Source organism: Streptomyces sp. NPDC048257 (genome assembly GCF_043201855.1).
GTDB lineage: Bacteria > Actinomycetota > Actinomycetes > Streptomycetales > Streptomycetaceae > Streptomyces.
On the sequence record NZ_JBICZI010000032.1, the window covers coordinates 1 to 13,874 of the forward strand.

Below are 13,874 nucleotides of genomic sequence, written 5' to 3' on the forward strand. Positions count from 1 at the left end.
AGCCCCGCCGGCTCCGGATTCAGCCCCGCCGGCGTTTGAGGCGCGGGGTCTGGGGCGGCGCCCCGGGAAACCCGGCTCCGCCGGGCACCGGGCTCCGCCCGGACCCGCGCCTCAAATGCCGGCGCGGCTGAACACGGGTCGGGAGGCTAGGCGCCGGCCGGGGTGGTGGACTTCAGGCTGCCGTCCGGGGCCGCCAGGAGGACCGGGGTGTCCGGGCCGCCGAGGTCGCGGACCGCCGCGCGGTCGGCGTCGGCCGGGGCCTCGGCCGCGCTGACCACCGCGGCCGCCTCCAGGGACTTCGCCCCGCTCGCCACGGCCATCGCGACCGCGGTCTGCAGCGCGCTCAGCTTGAGGGACTCGAGCTCCACCGTCCCGGCCACGTACGTGCGGCCCGTCTCGTCCCGCACCGCCGCCCCCTCCGGCACCGCGTTACGGGCCCGGGCGCTGCGCGCCAGCGTGATGATCTTGCTGTCCTCGGGGTCGATCCCGGTGCTGTCGGTCATGGGCGAAAGCATAGGGAGCCGCCCTGCGCCCCCGCACGACCGCCCCCGTCACGGCCGGTCGAGCCGCAGCCGCTCCGCCTTCGGCAGGCCCGCGACCACCAGGTCGTACGAGTCCTCCACCAGCTCCCGCACCAGCCGGTCCGGCAGGCCGCCCGGCCCGCCCACGGTCACCGTGTTCCAGTGCCGCTTGTTCATGTGATAGCCCGGCACGATCGCCTCGTGCTCCTCACGCAGCCGCACCGCCAGCTCCGGGTCGCACTTGAGGTTGACCTTGAGCGGCTCGCCGTCCAGCGCCGACAGCGCGAACACCTTGCCCAGCACCTTGAACACCGAGGTCTCCGGCGTGAAGGGGAACTCCTCCACCGCCGCGTTGAAGCCCAGGCAGAACGCGCGCAGCTGCTCCGGGGTCACTCCCCCTCCTCCCCCGCGGTCTCCACCGCGGCCACCGGCTCCACCAGCACGGTCACGATCTTGTTCCGCCGCCCCGCCGGGGACTCGGCCGTCAGCCGCAGCGGACGCCCGTCCGGCAGTTCCACCACCGACGAGGCGCCCGCGATCGGCACCCGGCCCAGCGCCTTCGCCAGCAGCCCGCCGACCGTCTCCACGTCCTCGTCGTCGAAGGCCTCGACCTTGAACAGCTCACCGAGGTCGGTGATGTCCAGCCGCGCGGTGACCCGGTAGCGGTCCTCGCCCAGGTCCTCGACCGGCGGGAGCTCCCGGTCGTACTCGTCGGTGATCTCGCCGACGATCTCCTCGAGGATGTCCTCGATGGTGACGATGCCGGCCGTGCCGCCGTACTCGTCGATGACGACGGCCACGTGGTTGCGGACCTGCTGCATCTCGCGCAGCAGATCGCCCGCGTTCTTGGTGTCCGGCACGAAGACCGCCGGCCGCATCGCCGTCGAGACCAGGTCGGCCTCCGCCTCCCGGCTGATGTGCGTCTTGCGGACCAGGTCCTTCAGGTAGACGATCCCGACTATGTCGTCCTCGTTCTCCCCGGTCACCGGGATGCGGGAGAAGCCGGACCGCAGCGCCAGCGTGGTCGCCTGACGGACCGTCTTGTACCGCTCGATGCAGACCAGGTCGGTGCGCGGCACCATCACCTCGCGCACCAGCGTGTCGCCGAGCTCGAAGACCTGGTGCACCATGCGGCGCTCGTCGTCCTCGATCAGCGATTCCCGCTCCGCGAGGTCCACCATCGCGCGCAGCTCCGCCTCGGAGGCGAACGGCCCCTTGCGGAAGCCCTTCCCGGGCGTGAGCGCGTTGCCGATGAGGATCAGCAGCTGCGGGATCGGCCCCATGATCCTGGCCAGCGGTACGAGGACGTACGCGGCCGCCGTCGCCGTGTTGAGGGGGTGCTGGCGGCCGATCGTACGCGGGGACACGCCCACGGCGACGAAGGAGACGAGCACCATGACGGCGATGGCCACGAGCAGCGCGGTCCAGTTCTCGCCGAACTCGTCGAGGCAGACGAAGGTGACGAGCACCCCGGCCGCCATCTCGCAGGTGACCCGGACCAGCAGGGCCACGTTGAGGTAGCGGGTGGGGTCGCCGGCGACCTGGGCGAGCTTCTCGCTCCCGCGCCGGCCCTCCCGTACGGCCTGCTCGGCGCGGAAGCCGGAGATACGGGCGATGGCGGACTCGGCGCACGCCGCGAACCAGGCCACCACCACCAGCAGGACGGCCCCGGTGATCAGTTGCGGCGCGTTCACGAGACGGTGGGGGCCGGGGACGGGCCCGTGATGCCGCGCTCGCCGCGCCAGCCGTCGACGATGGCCGCCTGGAGTCCGAACATCTCGGCCTTCTCGTCCGGCTCCTCGTGGTCGTAGCCGAGCAGGTGCAGCACCCCGTGGACGGTCAGGAGCTGGAGCTCCTCGTCCATGGAGTGCTGTGTCGGGGCGTCCTCGCCCTGCCTCTTGGCCACTTCGGGGCAGAGCACGATGTCGCCGAGGAGCCCCTGCGGGGGCTCCTCGTCGTCCTTGGTCGGCGGACGGAGCTCGTCCATCGGGAAGGACATGACGTCGGTCGGACCGGGCAGGTCCATCCACTGGATGTGGAGCTGCTCCATGGCGTCCTCGTCGATGACGATGACGGAGAGCTCGGAGAGCGGGTGGATCCGCATCCGGGTGAGCGCGTAGCGGGCGATGTCGAGGATCGCCTGCTCGTCGACCTCGGTTCCGGACTCGTTGTTGACGTCGATCGACATGGTGCGCTGGGTTCTACTTCCGCTGGTGGCCGTTCGCGGCCTGCTGGCCGTCGTCGTACTTCTCGTACGCGTCGACGATACGGCCGACCAGCTTGTGCCGGACGACATCCTCGGACGTGAGCCGCGAGAAGTGGATGTCCGGGACCCCCTCCAGGATGTCCTGCACCTGGCGCAGACCGCTCCTGGCGCCACCCGGCAGGTCGATCTGGGTGACGTCACCGGTGATCACGATCTTCGAGTCGAAGCCGAGCCGGGTCAGGAACATCTTCATCTGCTCGGTGGTCGTGTTCTGCGCCTCGTCGAGGACGACGAACGCCTCGTTCAGCGTGCGTCCGCGCATGTACGCCAGCGGCGCGACCTCGATCGTGCCCGCCGCCATCAGCCGCGGGATCGAGTCGGGGTCGATCATGTCGTGGAGCGCGTCGTAGAGCGGCCGCAGGTACGGGTCGATCTTGTCGAAGAGGGTGCCCGGCAGGAAGCCGAGCCGCTCCCCCGCCTCGACCGCGGGCCGGGTCAGGATGATCCGGCTGACCTGCTTGGACTGGAGCGCCTGGACGGCCTTGGCCATGGCGAGGTAGGTCTTGCCGGTACCGGCGGGGCCGATGCCGAAGACGATCGTGTTCTTGTCGATCGCGTCGACGTAGCGCTTCTGGTTGAGGGTCTTGGGTCTGATGGTGCGGCCGCGGCTGGAGAGGATGTTCTGGGTGAGCACCTCCGCGGGCGTCTCGGCAGGCCCGTCGCCATTGCCGTTGCCGCTCGCCTTGAGCATGGCGATCGAGCGTTCCACTGCGTCCTCCGTCATCGGCTGCCCGGTGCGGAGCACCAGCATCATCTCGTCGAAAAGTCGCTGGATCAGGGCGACTTCCGCCGCTTCGCCGATCGCGCTGACCTGATTGCCCCGAACATGGATGTCGGCCTTCGGGAAGGCCTTCTCGATCACGCGCAACAGGGCGTCACCCGAGCCGAGCACGGTCACCATCGGGTGCGTGGCCGGAACGGTGAAGTGGGCTCGCGCCTGCCCCGGCGCAGGGATGTGGGCTGTGGGTGTCTGAGTCATGGGCCGGCACTGTGGCCTGCACATACCTCCCGCTGAGGGGCCGCGCCGATCGACGACCTCCGGATTACCAAGCGTACGTCTCCGCCGCGGCTTCCCCGAGAGGTTTTACCGCGCGGCCACGGGGCGAGCGGTCTACGGGGCGTGCCGGAAGCCGATCGTCGGTACGGCCCTGCGCCGGGCCGCCGGGGCCCCGCCGGGCGGCACCAGGTCGTCCAGGAAGCCGTACCGGTCGCGCAGCTCCTGCGGGGCGGCCAGCCACCAGTGGGCCACCTCCGGCCAGCCCGGGGCCGACAGGGAGCCGCCGAACTCCTGGACCGACAGGGCCGCCGTCAGCCCGGCGAAGGCGAGCCGGTCCGCGAGCGGCCAGCCCGCCAGGGTGCCGGTCACGAAGCCCGCCACGTAGACGTCGCCCGCGCCCGTCGGGTCCAGCTCGTCCACCGTGATCCCGGGAACGTGCGCCGTCTCCCCGGTCCGCCCGTCCACCGCGTACGAGCCCTCCGCACCCATGGTCACCACCGCGATCGGCACCTTCTCGGCCAGGGCCCGGGCCGCGGCTCTCGGACAGTCGGTCCGGGTGTAGCGCATCGCCTCGCCCGCGTTCGGCAGGAAGGCCTCGCAGTGCTCCAGGTCGGCCAGGGCCCCCAGGTCCCACCGGCCGCTCTCGTCCCATCCCACGTCCGCGAAGATCCGCGAGCCGCGCCGGGCGGCCTCGGCGATCCACTCCTCGCCGCGGCCGGGCCCCAGCGAGGCCACGGCCGCACGGGCCCGCGGCGGGCACTGCGGGAAGGGCCCGGGGCCCGCCGGCGGAGGGGCCTCGTGGCCGTGCGAGACCATCGTGCGCTCGCCCTCGTAGGCCATCGAGACGGTGACGGGGCTGTGCCAGCCGGGGACGGTCCGTGACATGGAGAGGTCGATGCCCTCGCCCTGCTCCAGGGCGTCCCAGCAGTACTCGCCGTAGTGGTCGTCCCCGAAGGCGGCGGCCAGCGCGGTGCGCAGGCCGAGCCGGGCCAGGGCCGTGGCCATGTTGGCGACGCCGCCGGGGCTGGAACCCATGCCGCGTGCCCAGGACTCCGTACCGCGCACCGGGGCCGAGTCGAGTCCGGTGAAGATGATGTCGAGGAAGACCGTTCCGGTCAGGAAGACGTCGCAGCCCGGTTCCTGGGGGTCGCGCAGCGGGCCGAGCGGGTCCACGGCCGCTGCGCGCATCTCGAAGTCCCGATCGGTCACGGCGATCTCCTCGTTGTCCTCGAAGGCCCGTTTCTGCATGACGTCTTCCAGGGGAAAGCTGCCAGCCCTGCCCACCCCGGGGCGGGACCAAACCCAGTGTGGCGCAGGTCTCCCTCGGAATGTGCCACGTCACTCGGACCACTCGACGCACGCGGGGCCCGGCCACACCGGGCGGTGCGGCCGGGCCCGGACCCGCTGTCAGCCCCGCTTGGGCAGCGGCACCCGCACCAGGTCCGCGGCCACCGTGAGCTCGCCCTCGAAGCCGGCCGCGCGGGCCTGGCGCTCGAACTCGGCCGGGTCGGTGTAGCGCTGCGAGAAGTGCGTCAGCACCAGGTGCCGCACGCCCGCGTCCCGCGCCACCCGCGCCGCCTGGCCGGCGGTGAGGTGCCCGTGGTCGGTGGCCAGCCGTTCGTCCTCGTCGAGGAAGGTCGACTCGATCACCAGCATGTCGCAGCCCTCGGCGAGCGCGTCCACCCCGGGGCAGAGCCGGGTGTCCATGACGAACGCGAACCGCTGCCCGGGCCGGGGCTCGCTGACCTCGTCGAGGGTGACCGCGCCGAGCCGGCCCTCGCGCTGGATCCGGCCCACGTCCGGCCCCTTGATCCCGTGCCGCGCCAGCAGCTCGGGCACCATGCGGCGCCCGTCGGGCTCCGTGATCCGGTAGCCGAAGGACTCCACGGGGTGCGAGAGCAGCCGGGCCTCCAGGACGTACGAGGACCCCTGTGCGAGCGTGCCGTCCGCGGCGACCGGTTCCTCGCGGAGCGGGACGGTCTCCCGGTAGGCCGTGGCGTACCGCAGCCGGTCGAAGAACTTCTGCCCCGAGGCCGGGTAGTGCGCGGTGACGGGGTGCGGGACCTGGTCGAGGTTGATCCGCTGGATCACCCCGGCGAGGCCGAGGCTGTGGTCACCGTGGAAGTGGGTGATGCAGATCCGGTTGATGTCGTGCGCGGCCACCCCGGCGCGCAGCATCTGGCGCTGGGTGCCCTCGCCCGGGTCGAAGAGGATGCCCTCGCCGTCCCAGCGCAGCAGGTAGCCGTTGTGGTTGCGGTGGCGGGTGGGCACCTGACTGGCGGTGCCCAGCACCACGAACTCTCGTACGGACACGTGCTAGCCGGGGGGCCACTGGAGGCCGCGGCCGCCGAGGACGTGCGCGTGGGCGTGGAAGACGGTCTGACCGGCGCCGGAGCCGGTGTTGAACACGACCCGGTAGCCGTGGTCGACGATCTTCTCGTCGAGGGCGACCTGGCCCGCCTCGCGCAGTATGTCGGCGGCAACGGCCGGCTCGGCCGCGGCGAGCGAGGCCCCGTCGGCGTAGTGCACCTTGGGGATGACGAGCACGTGCGTGGGCGCCTGCGGGTTGATGTCCCGGAAGGCGACCGTGGTCTCGGTCTCCCGGACCACGGTCGCGGGGATCTGCCCCGCGACGATCTTGCAGAACAGGCAGTCTGCCTGCGGTTCCCCGGCCATTGCTCAGCCTCCCGTGACGGTGATCGGTCCGGGCATCGTATCCAGCCGGACGCCGCCGCGGGCCGCGAGCCGGCGAACCCCGCCCGGCCGCGCCCCGGGGCGCGGTCCGTCAGGACCAGCGGCCCGTGCGGGCCAGCAGGACCGCGATCGCCGCCGTCCCGGCCGTGGAGGTCCGCAGGACACTGCGGCCCAGGCGGTAGGGGTGGGCCCCCGCCGCGGCGAAGACCGCCAGCTCCTCCGGGGAGACGCCCCCTTCCGGGCCGACCACCAGGACCACGGAGCCCGCGGCGGGCAGCTCGGCCGTGGCCAGGGCCCCGGAGGGGGTGTCACGGTCCTCGTGCAGGACCATCGCCAGGTCGGCGCCGGCCAGCAGCGCCGCCACCTGCTTGGTCGACATGGCCTCGGCCACCTCCGGGAAGCGGACCCGGCGCGACTGCTTGCCCGCCTCCCGGGCCGTGGCCCGCCACTTGGCCAGGGACTTGGCCCCGCGGTCGCCGCGCCACTGCGTGATGCAGCGCGAGGCCTGCCAGGGCACGATCGCGTCCACCCCGGTCTCGGTCATCGTCTCGACGGCCAGCTCGCCCCGGTCCCCCTTGGGGAGGGCCTGGACCACCGTGATGCGGACCTCCGGCTCCGGCTCCTCCGCGATGGTGTGCAGGTCCATGACGACCAGCCGGTCCTTGCCCTCGGCGGCCTTGACCACGCCCTCGGCCCAGTGACCGCGCCCGTCCGTGAGGACCACGTCCTCACCCGCGTTCAGCCGCTTCACTGACACCGCGTGCCGGCCCTCCGGGCCGTCCAGGACGAACTCCGGCCCCGTGGGGACCTCTTCCACCACGAACACCGGGGCGGTCATGACGCACTCCTCATCTGCATTGCCTTCAACGTGCTCTGCGCCTGGGCCAGTTCGGCCGCCAGCACCTCCACCAGCTCCCCCGCCGGCAGCGGTCGCGCCAGCCGGTGCCCCTGGCCCGCCCACAGCGCCATGCCCTGCGGGTCCCCGGCCGCGGCGGCGGCCTTGCGCAGCCCCGACGTCAGGTGGTGGACCTGCGGGTACGCGGCCGGGGCGTACGGCCCGTGCTCGCGCATGAAGCGGTTCACCAGCACCCGCGCCGGCCGCCCGGAGAAGGCCCGGGTCAGCTCGGTGCGGACGAACAGCGGGTCCGTCAGCGCCTTCTTGTGCACCGGGTCAGCCCCGGACTCCGGGCAGGCCAGGAAGGCCGTACCGAGCTGCGCCGCCTCCGCGCCGGCCGCCAGCAGGGCCGCGATCTGCGAGCCCCGCATGAGACCGCCCGCCGCGATGATCGGGAGCGCCACGGCCTCCCGTACCTGGCCCACCAGGGCGAGCAGCCCCACGGCCGCCGTGCCGTCGATCTGCGGGTCGTCCCGGTGGGTGCCCTGGTGGCCGCCGGCCTCGGCGCCCTGGACGCAGACCGCGTCGGCTCCTCGGTGCTGGGCGGTGCGGGCCTCGTCGACCGAGGTCACCGTGACGACGGTGTACGTACCGGCCTTGCGCAGGGCGGCGAGGGCCGCCGAGGCCGGACAGCCGAAGGTGAACGAGACCACCGGGACCGGGTCTTCGAGGAGGATGGCGAGCTTGGCGTCGTAGCCGTCGTCGCTGGTGCCGATGATGTCCTCCTCGGCGAGCGAGATCTCGTACCAGCTCGCCTCCCCGGCGAGCTGCCCGCGGTACGCCTCCACGGCGGCCGGATCGACGTAACCGGTCTGCGGCATGAAGAGGTTGACGCCGAAGCGGCGCCGGGTGAGCGCGCGCACCTGATTGATCTCCTGGTACATCCCGTCGGCGGTCTTGTAGCCGCCGGCCAGGAACCCCAGTCCGCCCGCCTCGCACACGGCAGCGGCGAGCGCAGGACAGGAGGCGCCGCCCGCCATGGGAGCCTGCACGATCGGGTACGGGGAGAGACCGTTCGGTGCGCTGGACATGGACTGCATCGTGCCACGTCCCGAGCGGGCGGCCGAATCATGGCATTCGCCTGGCATAGTCCGCTTCCCGACCGGCTTTCGGCCCCCCGCGCGGACCGTGCGACGAGCCCGGCCGGGGAATCCCCAGGCCGGGCTCGTGGCGGTGGTTTCCCGTCGGTCAGCGACCGTTGAACGCGTCCTTCAGACGGCTGAACAGGCCCTGCTGACCCGGCGCGAACTGGCCCATCGGCCGCTCCTCGCCGCGCAGTTTGGCCAGCTGGCGGAGCAGGTCCTCCTGCTGGGCGTCCAGCTTGCCCGGGGTGGTGACCTCGACGTGGACGATCAGGTCGCCGCGTCCGCCACCGCGCAGGTGGGTGACGCCGCGCCCGTGCAGCGGGATCGCCTGGCCGGACCCGGTGCCGGGCCGGATGTCGATCTCTTCCAGCCCGTCCAGCGTCTCCAGCGGGCACTTGGTGCCCAGCGCGGCCGCCGTCATCGGGATGGTCACCGTGCAGTGCAGATCGTCCCCGCGCCGCTGGAAGGTCGGGTGCGCCAGCTCGTGGATCTCCACGTACAGGTCACCGGCGGGGCCGCCGCCGGGGCCGACCTCGCCCTCGCCCGCGAGCTGGATCCGGGTGCCGTTCTCGACACCGGCCGGGATCTTGACCGTGAGGCTGCGACGGGAGCGGACCCGGCCGTCGCCCGCGCACTCGTGGCACGGGGTCGGGACCACGGTGCCGAATCCCTGACACTGCGGGCAGGGGCGCGAGGTCATGACCTGGCCCAGGAAGGACCGGGTGACCTGCGAGACCTCACCGCGGCCGCGGCACATGTCACATGTCTGCGCCGAGGTACCGGGAGCAGCGCCCTCGCCGGAGCAGGTGTTGCAGACCACGGCCGTGTCGACCTGGATGTCCTTGGTCGTCCCGAAGGCCGCCTCGTCCAGCTCCAGGTCCAGGCGGATCATGGCGTCCTGGCCGCGCCTGGTCCGCGAGCGCGGGCCGCGCTGCGAGGCCTGGCCGAAGAAGGCGTCCATGATGTCGGAGAAGTTGCCGAAGCCACCCGCCCCGAATCCGCCCGCTCCGCCGCCGCCGCCCGAGGAGGACAGCGGGTCGCCGCCGAGGTCGTAGACCTGCTTCTTCTGCGGGTCCGAGAGGACCTCGTAGGCGGCGTTGATCTCCTTGAAACGCTCTTGCGTCTTGGGATCGGGGTTCACATCCGGGTGCAGCTCGCGCGCAAGCCGCCGGAATGCCTTCTTGATCTCGTCCTGCGATGCGTCGCGGCGCACGCCGAGAACGGCGTAGTAGTCCGTGGCCACTTACGACTCCGCCAGGATCTGTCCGACGTAACGTGCCACTGCGCGTACCGCTCCCATCGTTCCGGGGTAGTCCATGCGGGTCGGTCCGACCACGCCGAGTTTGGCGACTGCTTCGCCGCCCGAACCGTAACCGACCGAGACGACCGACGTGGAGTTCAGTCCCTCGTAGGCGTTCTCATGCCCGATCCGTACGGCCATTCCCGACTCGTTGGCCTCGCCCAGCAGCTTGAGGAGCACGACCTGCTCCTCCAGCGCCTCGAGCACCGGCCTGATCGTCAGGGGAAAATCATGTCCGAAGCGCGTGAGATTGGCGGTACCGCCGATCATCAGCCGCTCCTCGGCCTCCTCGACCAGCGTCTCGAGGAGGGTCGCGAGCACGGTGGAGACCGTGCCGCGGTCCTCCGCCTCGAAGGATTCCGGGAGGTCCTGCACCAGCGGGGGCACATCGGTGAAGCGCCGCCCGACGACCCGGCTGTTGAGCCGGGCCCGCAGGTCCGCGAGCGAGGTCTCCCCGAAGGGGCCCGGGCAGTCGATGAGCCGCTGCTCGACGCGTCCGGTGTCCGTGATCAGTACGAGCATCAGGCGCGCGGGAGCGAGCGAGAGCAGCTCCACGTGCCGGACGGTCGACCGGGTCAGGCTCGGGTACTGGACGACGGCGACCTGCCGGGTGAGCTGCGCGAGCAGCCGCACCGTACGGCCGACCACGTCGTCGAGGTCGACGGCGCCGTCGAGGAAGTTCTGGATGGCCCGGCGCTCGGGCGACGACAGCGGTTTGACCCCCGCCAGCTTGTCGACGAAGAGCCGGTAGCCCTTGTCGGTGGGGATCCGGCCGGCGCTGGTGTGGGGCTGGGCGATGTAGCCCTCGTCCTCCAGCACGGCCATGTCGTTGCGCACGGTGGCGGGCGAGACGCCGAGCCGGTGCCGCTCGGTGAGCGCCTTGGAGCCGACCGGCTCCTCCGTCCCGACGTAGTCCTGGACGATGGCGCGCAGCACTTCGAGTCTGCGTTCGCTGAGCATCGCGCGCACACCTCCAGCTGTGGTCCGTTGCCGTGTTCTGACGTGTTCGTTGGCACTCTGATCGTTCGAGTGCCAGAGAACCCCCGCTCAGTGTACGGCCGGGCGGTAAGCCCCTGGCAAGGGAGGCCCGCCAGGGTAGCGTCGCCGTATGGACGTGCGCTGGGAAGAGTGCGGCTGGGAACGGCTGACCGGACGGGCCGGCCGGCGGCGGCTGCCGGTGTGGGACTGCACCGTGGGGCTGGTGGTGGGCGAGGATTCGGTCCTCCTGATCGACCCCGGGTCGTGTCTGCGCGAGGGCGCGCAGGTACGGGCCGAGGCGGAGCGGCTGACGGGCCGGCGCGTGACCCATATCGCATTCACACACGGTCATTTCGATCACGTGCTGGGCGGGGCCGCCTTCGCCGGGGCCGAGGTGTTCGGTGCGGTCGGGCTGGCCTCGCTGCTGTCGGCGGAACGCGAGGACCTGCGCGGGGACGCGGTCCGGCACGGGCTCGCGGAGGCGGAAGCGGCGGAGGCGGTGGACCTGCTGGTGCTGCCCCGGCACGAGGTGTCGGGCGAGTGGACGCTGGAACTGGGCGGCGTACAGGTGCTGCTGGCCAATGTGGGGCCCGGGCACACCGGGCACGACCTGGCCGTCTTCGTGCCGGGCGAGCGCGAGGTGGTCTTCTGCGGGGACCTGGTCGAGGAGTCGGGCGAGCCCTTGGCGGGCCCGGACGCCACCCCCGGGCAGTGGCCCGCAGCCCTGGACCGGCTGCTGTCGCTGGGCGGGGACGACGCGCTGTACGTGCCGGGTCACGGAGAGGTGGTCGGGGCGGAGTTCGTCCGTGCGCAACGCGCCACACTGGCGGCCCGTTTCGGCGTGTCGGGGGCGTGACGCGCGCGGCTCTCCTACTGTCGGCCGGATGCGCGAGTACTCCCCCGACCTGACCCCGCAGTGGAAGCGACCCAAGGCCGTGCCGGAGGTGGCGGCGGACCCCGACCTCGTGGTCGAGGTGGCCGGTACGGACTTCTGCGGCGCGGTGGTGGCCTGCGAGGCGGGCACGGTGACCCTGGAGGACCGCTTCGGCAAGCGGCGGGTGTTCCCGATGGAGCCGCGGGGGTTCCTGCTGGACGGCGAGGTGGTCACCCTGGTCCGGCCCGCACGCAGGCCCTCCGGGCCGCTCCTGACGGCCTCGGGCTCGCTGGCCGTCCCCGGGGCGCGGGCGCGGGTGGCGCGGGCGGGCCGGATCTACGTCGAGGGCCGGCACGACGCGGAGCTGGTGGAGCGGGTCTGGGGTGACGACCTGCGGATCGAGGGCGTCGTGGTCGAGTACCTGGAGGGCATCGACGACCTCCCGGCCGTCGTGGCGGACTTCGCCCCGGCCCCGGACGCCCGCCTGGGGGTCCTGGTGGACCACCTGGTGCCGGGCTCGAAGGAATCCCGCATCGCGGCGTCCGTGACCTCGCCGGACGTCCTGATCGTGGGCCACCCGTACGTGGACGTCTGGCAGGCGGTGAAACCGTCCGCGCTGGGCATCCCCGCCTGGCCGGTGGTCCCGCCCGGCCAGGACTGGAAGACGGGCATCTGCCGGGCCCTGGGCTGGCCTGAGAACACCGGCGCCGCCTGGCAGCACATCCTGTCCCGCGTGACCTCCTACCGCGACCTGGAACCCACCCTCCTGGGCGCGGTGGAACACCTCATCGACCACGTGACGACATGACCAGCACCCACCCAGGCAGCCCCGCCGGCGCCTGAGGCGCTCTCTCAGCCCCGCCGGCGCCTGAGGCGCTCTCTCAGCCCCGCCGGCGTTTGAGGCGCGGGGGTCCGGGGGCAGCGCCCCCGGCAACGGCGCCGCAGGGCTAGTCCACCAGGTCCCGCACCACCGCGTCGGCCAGCAACCGCCCCCGCAGGGTCAGCACGGCCCGCCCCGCCTCGTACGGCCCCGGGTCCAGCAACCCGTCCGCCAGCGCCCGCCGCGACGCCTCCAGCCCGGCCGCAGCGAGCAGCGACAGCGGCACGCCGTCCACCAGCCGAAGCTCCAGCAGGATCCGCTCCACCCGCCGGTCCTCCTCCGCCAGGAGCTCCCGTCCCGCCCCCGGCGACCGCCCCTCCGCCAGCGCAGCGGCATACGCGCCCGGATGCTTCACGTTCCACCACCGCACCCCGCCCACGTGCGAGTGCGCGCCCGGTCCCGCCCCCCACCAGTCGGCCCCGCGCCAGTACAGCTCGTTGTGCAGGCAGCGCCCGGCCTCCGAGGTGGCCCAGTTGGAGACCTCGTACCAGGAGTAGCCGGCCTCGGCCATGACCGCGTCCGCGATCAGGTACCGGTCGGCGTGCACGTCGTCGTCCGTCATCGGGACCTCGCCCCGGCGGATCCGCCGCGCCAGCTGCGTGCCCTCCTCCACGATCAGCGCGTAGGCGCTGATGTGGTCCGGCCCGGCTCCCAGCGCCGCCGCCAGCGTCGCGCGCCAGTCCTCGTCCGACTCGCCCGGGGTCCCGTAGATCAGGTCGAGGTTGACGTGCTCGAAGCCCGCCGCCCGCGCCTCCGCGACGCACGCCTCGGGGCGCCCCGGCGTGTGGGTGCGGTCCAGCACCTTCAGGACGTGCTGCTTGGCGCTCTGCATGCCGAAGGAGACCCGGTTGAAGCCCCCGGCGCGCAGCTCGGCCAGGTACCGCGGGTCCACCGACTCCGGGTTGGCCTCCGTGGTGATCTCGGCGTCCTCGGCGAGGCCGAACTCGTCCCGGATCGCCGCGAGCATGCGTACGAGGTCGGCGGCGGGCAGCAGGGTGGGCGTGCCGCCGCCGACGAAGACGGTCCGGACCTGCCGCGGGTCGTCCCCGAGGACCTTGCGCGCCAGCCTGACCTCGTCGATCAGGGTGTCGGCGTAGTTCTCCCGGGAGGCGAGCACACCGCCGGTGCCCCGCAGCTCGGTGGCCGTGTAGGTGTTGAAGTCGCAGTACCCGCAGCGCGTGGCGCAGTACGGGACGTGCAGGTAGAAACCGAGCGGCCGCTCCCCCGCGCCCGCCAGGGCATGCGACGGCAGCGCGCCGTCTTCGGGCATGGGTTCACCGTCGGGGAGTGCGGAAGGCATACCCCCATCATCCCGCACGAAAAAAGCCCCGCCGGCGTTTGAGGCGCGGGGTGCGGGGCGCAGCCCCGGGAGCGGCTCGCGGCC

15 protein-coding genes are annotated in these 13,874 nt (G+C 72.6%); 2 read left to right on the forward strand and 13 right to left on the reverse strand.

Going from position 1 to position 13,874, the window contains the following annotated elements:
• Positions 1-146: 146 nt before the first annotated feature.
• From ACGFZK_RS34405 to hrcA, 12 genes are all read right to left on the reverse strand, one after another.
• Positions 147-503 carry a cytidine deaminase gene (locus tag ACGFZK_RS34405; protein WP_393852757.1) on the reverse strand — a complete coding sequence of 119 codons (357 nt, stop codon included), beginning with the start codon at positions 501-503 and terminating at the stop codon, positions 147-149.
• Between the two features lie 48 nt (positions 504-551).
• On the reverse strand, positions 552-914 hold the full coding sequence (locus tag ACGFZK_RS34410; RefSeq protein WP_393852758.1) for an MmcQ/YjbR family DNA-binding protein: 363 nt from the start codon (positions 912-914) through the stop codon (positions 552-554).
• Positions 911-2,215: a hemolysin family protein gene (locus ACGFZK_RS34415; RefSeq protein ID WP_393852759.1), complete on the reverse strand. Its 1,305-nt coding sequence runs from the start codon at positions 2,213-2,215 to the stop codon at positions 911-913. The genes ACGFZK_RS34410 and ACGFZK_RS34415 overlap by 4 nt, the downstream gene beginning before the upstream one ends.
• The gene (gene ybeY, locus ACGFZK_RS34420; protein WP_393852760.1) at positions 2,212-2,709 is read right to left on the reverse strand and encodes an rRNA maturation RNase YbeY; all 498 of its coding nucleotides are present in this window, start codon (positions 2,707-2,709) and stop codon (positions 2,212-2,214) included. The genes ACGFZK_RS34415 and ybeY overlap by 4 nt, the downstream gene beginning before the upstream one ends.
• A gap of 13 nt (positions 2,710-2,722) precedes the next feature.
• Positions 2,723-3,766, reverse strand: a complete 1,044-nt coding sequence (locus tag ACGFZK_RS34425; protein WP_266441586.1) for a PhoH family protein — start codon at positions 3,764-3,766, stop codon at positions 2,723-2,725.
• A 132-nt stretch (positions 3,767-3,898) separates the two neighbouring features.
• Positions 3,899-4,972, reverse strand: coding sequence for a carbohydrate kinase family protein (locus ACGFZK_RS34430; RefSeq protein WP_393852803.1), 1,074 nt, complete (start codon positions 4,970-4,972; stop codon positions 3,899-3,901).
• A 219-nt stretch (positions 4,973-5,191) separates the two neighbouring features.
• Entirely contained in the window at positions 5,192-6,097 is a 906-nt protein-coding gene (locus ACGFZK_RS34435; protein ID WP_393852761.1) for a ribonuclease Z, read from the reverse strand.
• A gap of 3 nt (positions 6,098-6,100) precedes the next feature.
• Positions 6,101-6,460, reverse strand: coding sequence for a histidine triad nucleotide-binding protein (locus tag ACGFZK_RS34440; protein WP_393852762.1), 360 nt, complete (start codon positions 6,458-6,460; stop codon positions 6,101-6,103).
• 109 nt (positions 6,461-6,569) lie between these two features.
• Positions 6,570-7,316 carry a 16S rRNA (uracil(1498)-N(3))-methyltransferase gene (locus tag ACGFZK_RS34445; protein WP_393852763.1) on the reverse strand — a complete coding sequence of 249 codons (747 nt, stop codon included), beginning with the start codon at positions 7,314-7,316 and terminating at the stop codon, positions 6,570-6,572.
• The gene (locus tag ACGFZK_RS34450) at positions 7,313-8,404 is read right to left on the reverse strand and encodes a nitronate monooxygenase (RefSeq protein WP_393852764.1); all 1,092 of its coding nucleotides are present in this window, start codon (positions 8,402-8,404) and stop codon (positions 7,313-7,315) included. The genes ACGFZK_RS34445 and ACGFZK_RS34450 overlap by 4 nt, the downstream gene beginning before the upstream one ends.
• A gap of 157 nt (positions 8,405-8,561) precedes the next feature.
• Positions 8,562-9,701 carry a molecular chaperone DnaJ gene (dnaJ, locus tag ACGFZK_RS34455; protein WP_030010180.1) on the reverse strand — a complete coding sequence of 380 codons (1,140 nt, stop codon included), beginning with the start codon at positions 9,699-9,701 and terminating at the stop codon, positions 8,562-8,564.
• Positions 9,702-10,718: a heat-inducible transcriptional repressor HrcA gene (gene hrcA / locus ACGFZK_RS34460; RefSeq protein ID WP_393852765.1), complete on the reverse strand. Its 1,017-nt coding sequence runs from the start codon at positions 10,716-10,718 to the stop codon at positions 9,702-9,704.
• A gap of 148 nt (positions 10,719-10,866) precedes the next feature.
• Here hrcA and ACGFZK_RS34465 point away from each other — a divergent pair, with 148 nt between their 5' ends.
• Complete coding sequence (locus tag ACGFZK_RS34465; RefSeq protein WP_393852766.1) at positions 10,867-11,592, forward strand: MBL fold metallo-hydrolase; 726 nt, start codon at positions 10,867-10,869, stop codon at positions 11,590-11,592.
• Between the two features lie 28 nt (positions 11,593-11,620).
• Positions 11,621-12,418 carry a DUF3097 domain-containing protein gene (locus ACGFZK_RS34470; RefSeq protein ID WP_393852767.1) on the forward strand — a complete coding sequence of 266 codons (798 nt, stop codon included), beginning with the start codon at positions 11,621-11,623 and terminating at the stop codon, positions 12,416-12,418.
• A gap of 139 nt (positions 12,419-12,557) precedes the next feature.
• Here ACGFZK_RS34470 and hemW read toward each other — a convergent pair whose 3' ends face one another.
• The gene (hemW, locus tag ACGFZK_RS34475) at positions 12,558-13,790 is read right to left on the reverse strand and encodes a radical SAM family heme chaperone HemW (RefSeq protein ID WP_393852768.1); all 1,233 of its coding nucleotides are present in this window, start codon (positions 13,788-13,790) and stop codon (positions 12,558-12,560) included.
• Positions 13,791-13,874 lie beyond the last annotated feature (84 nt).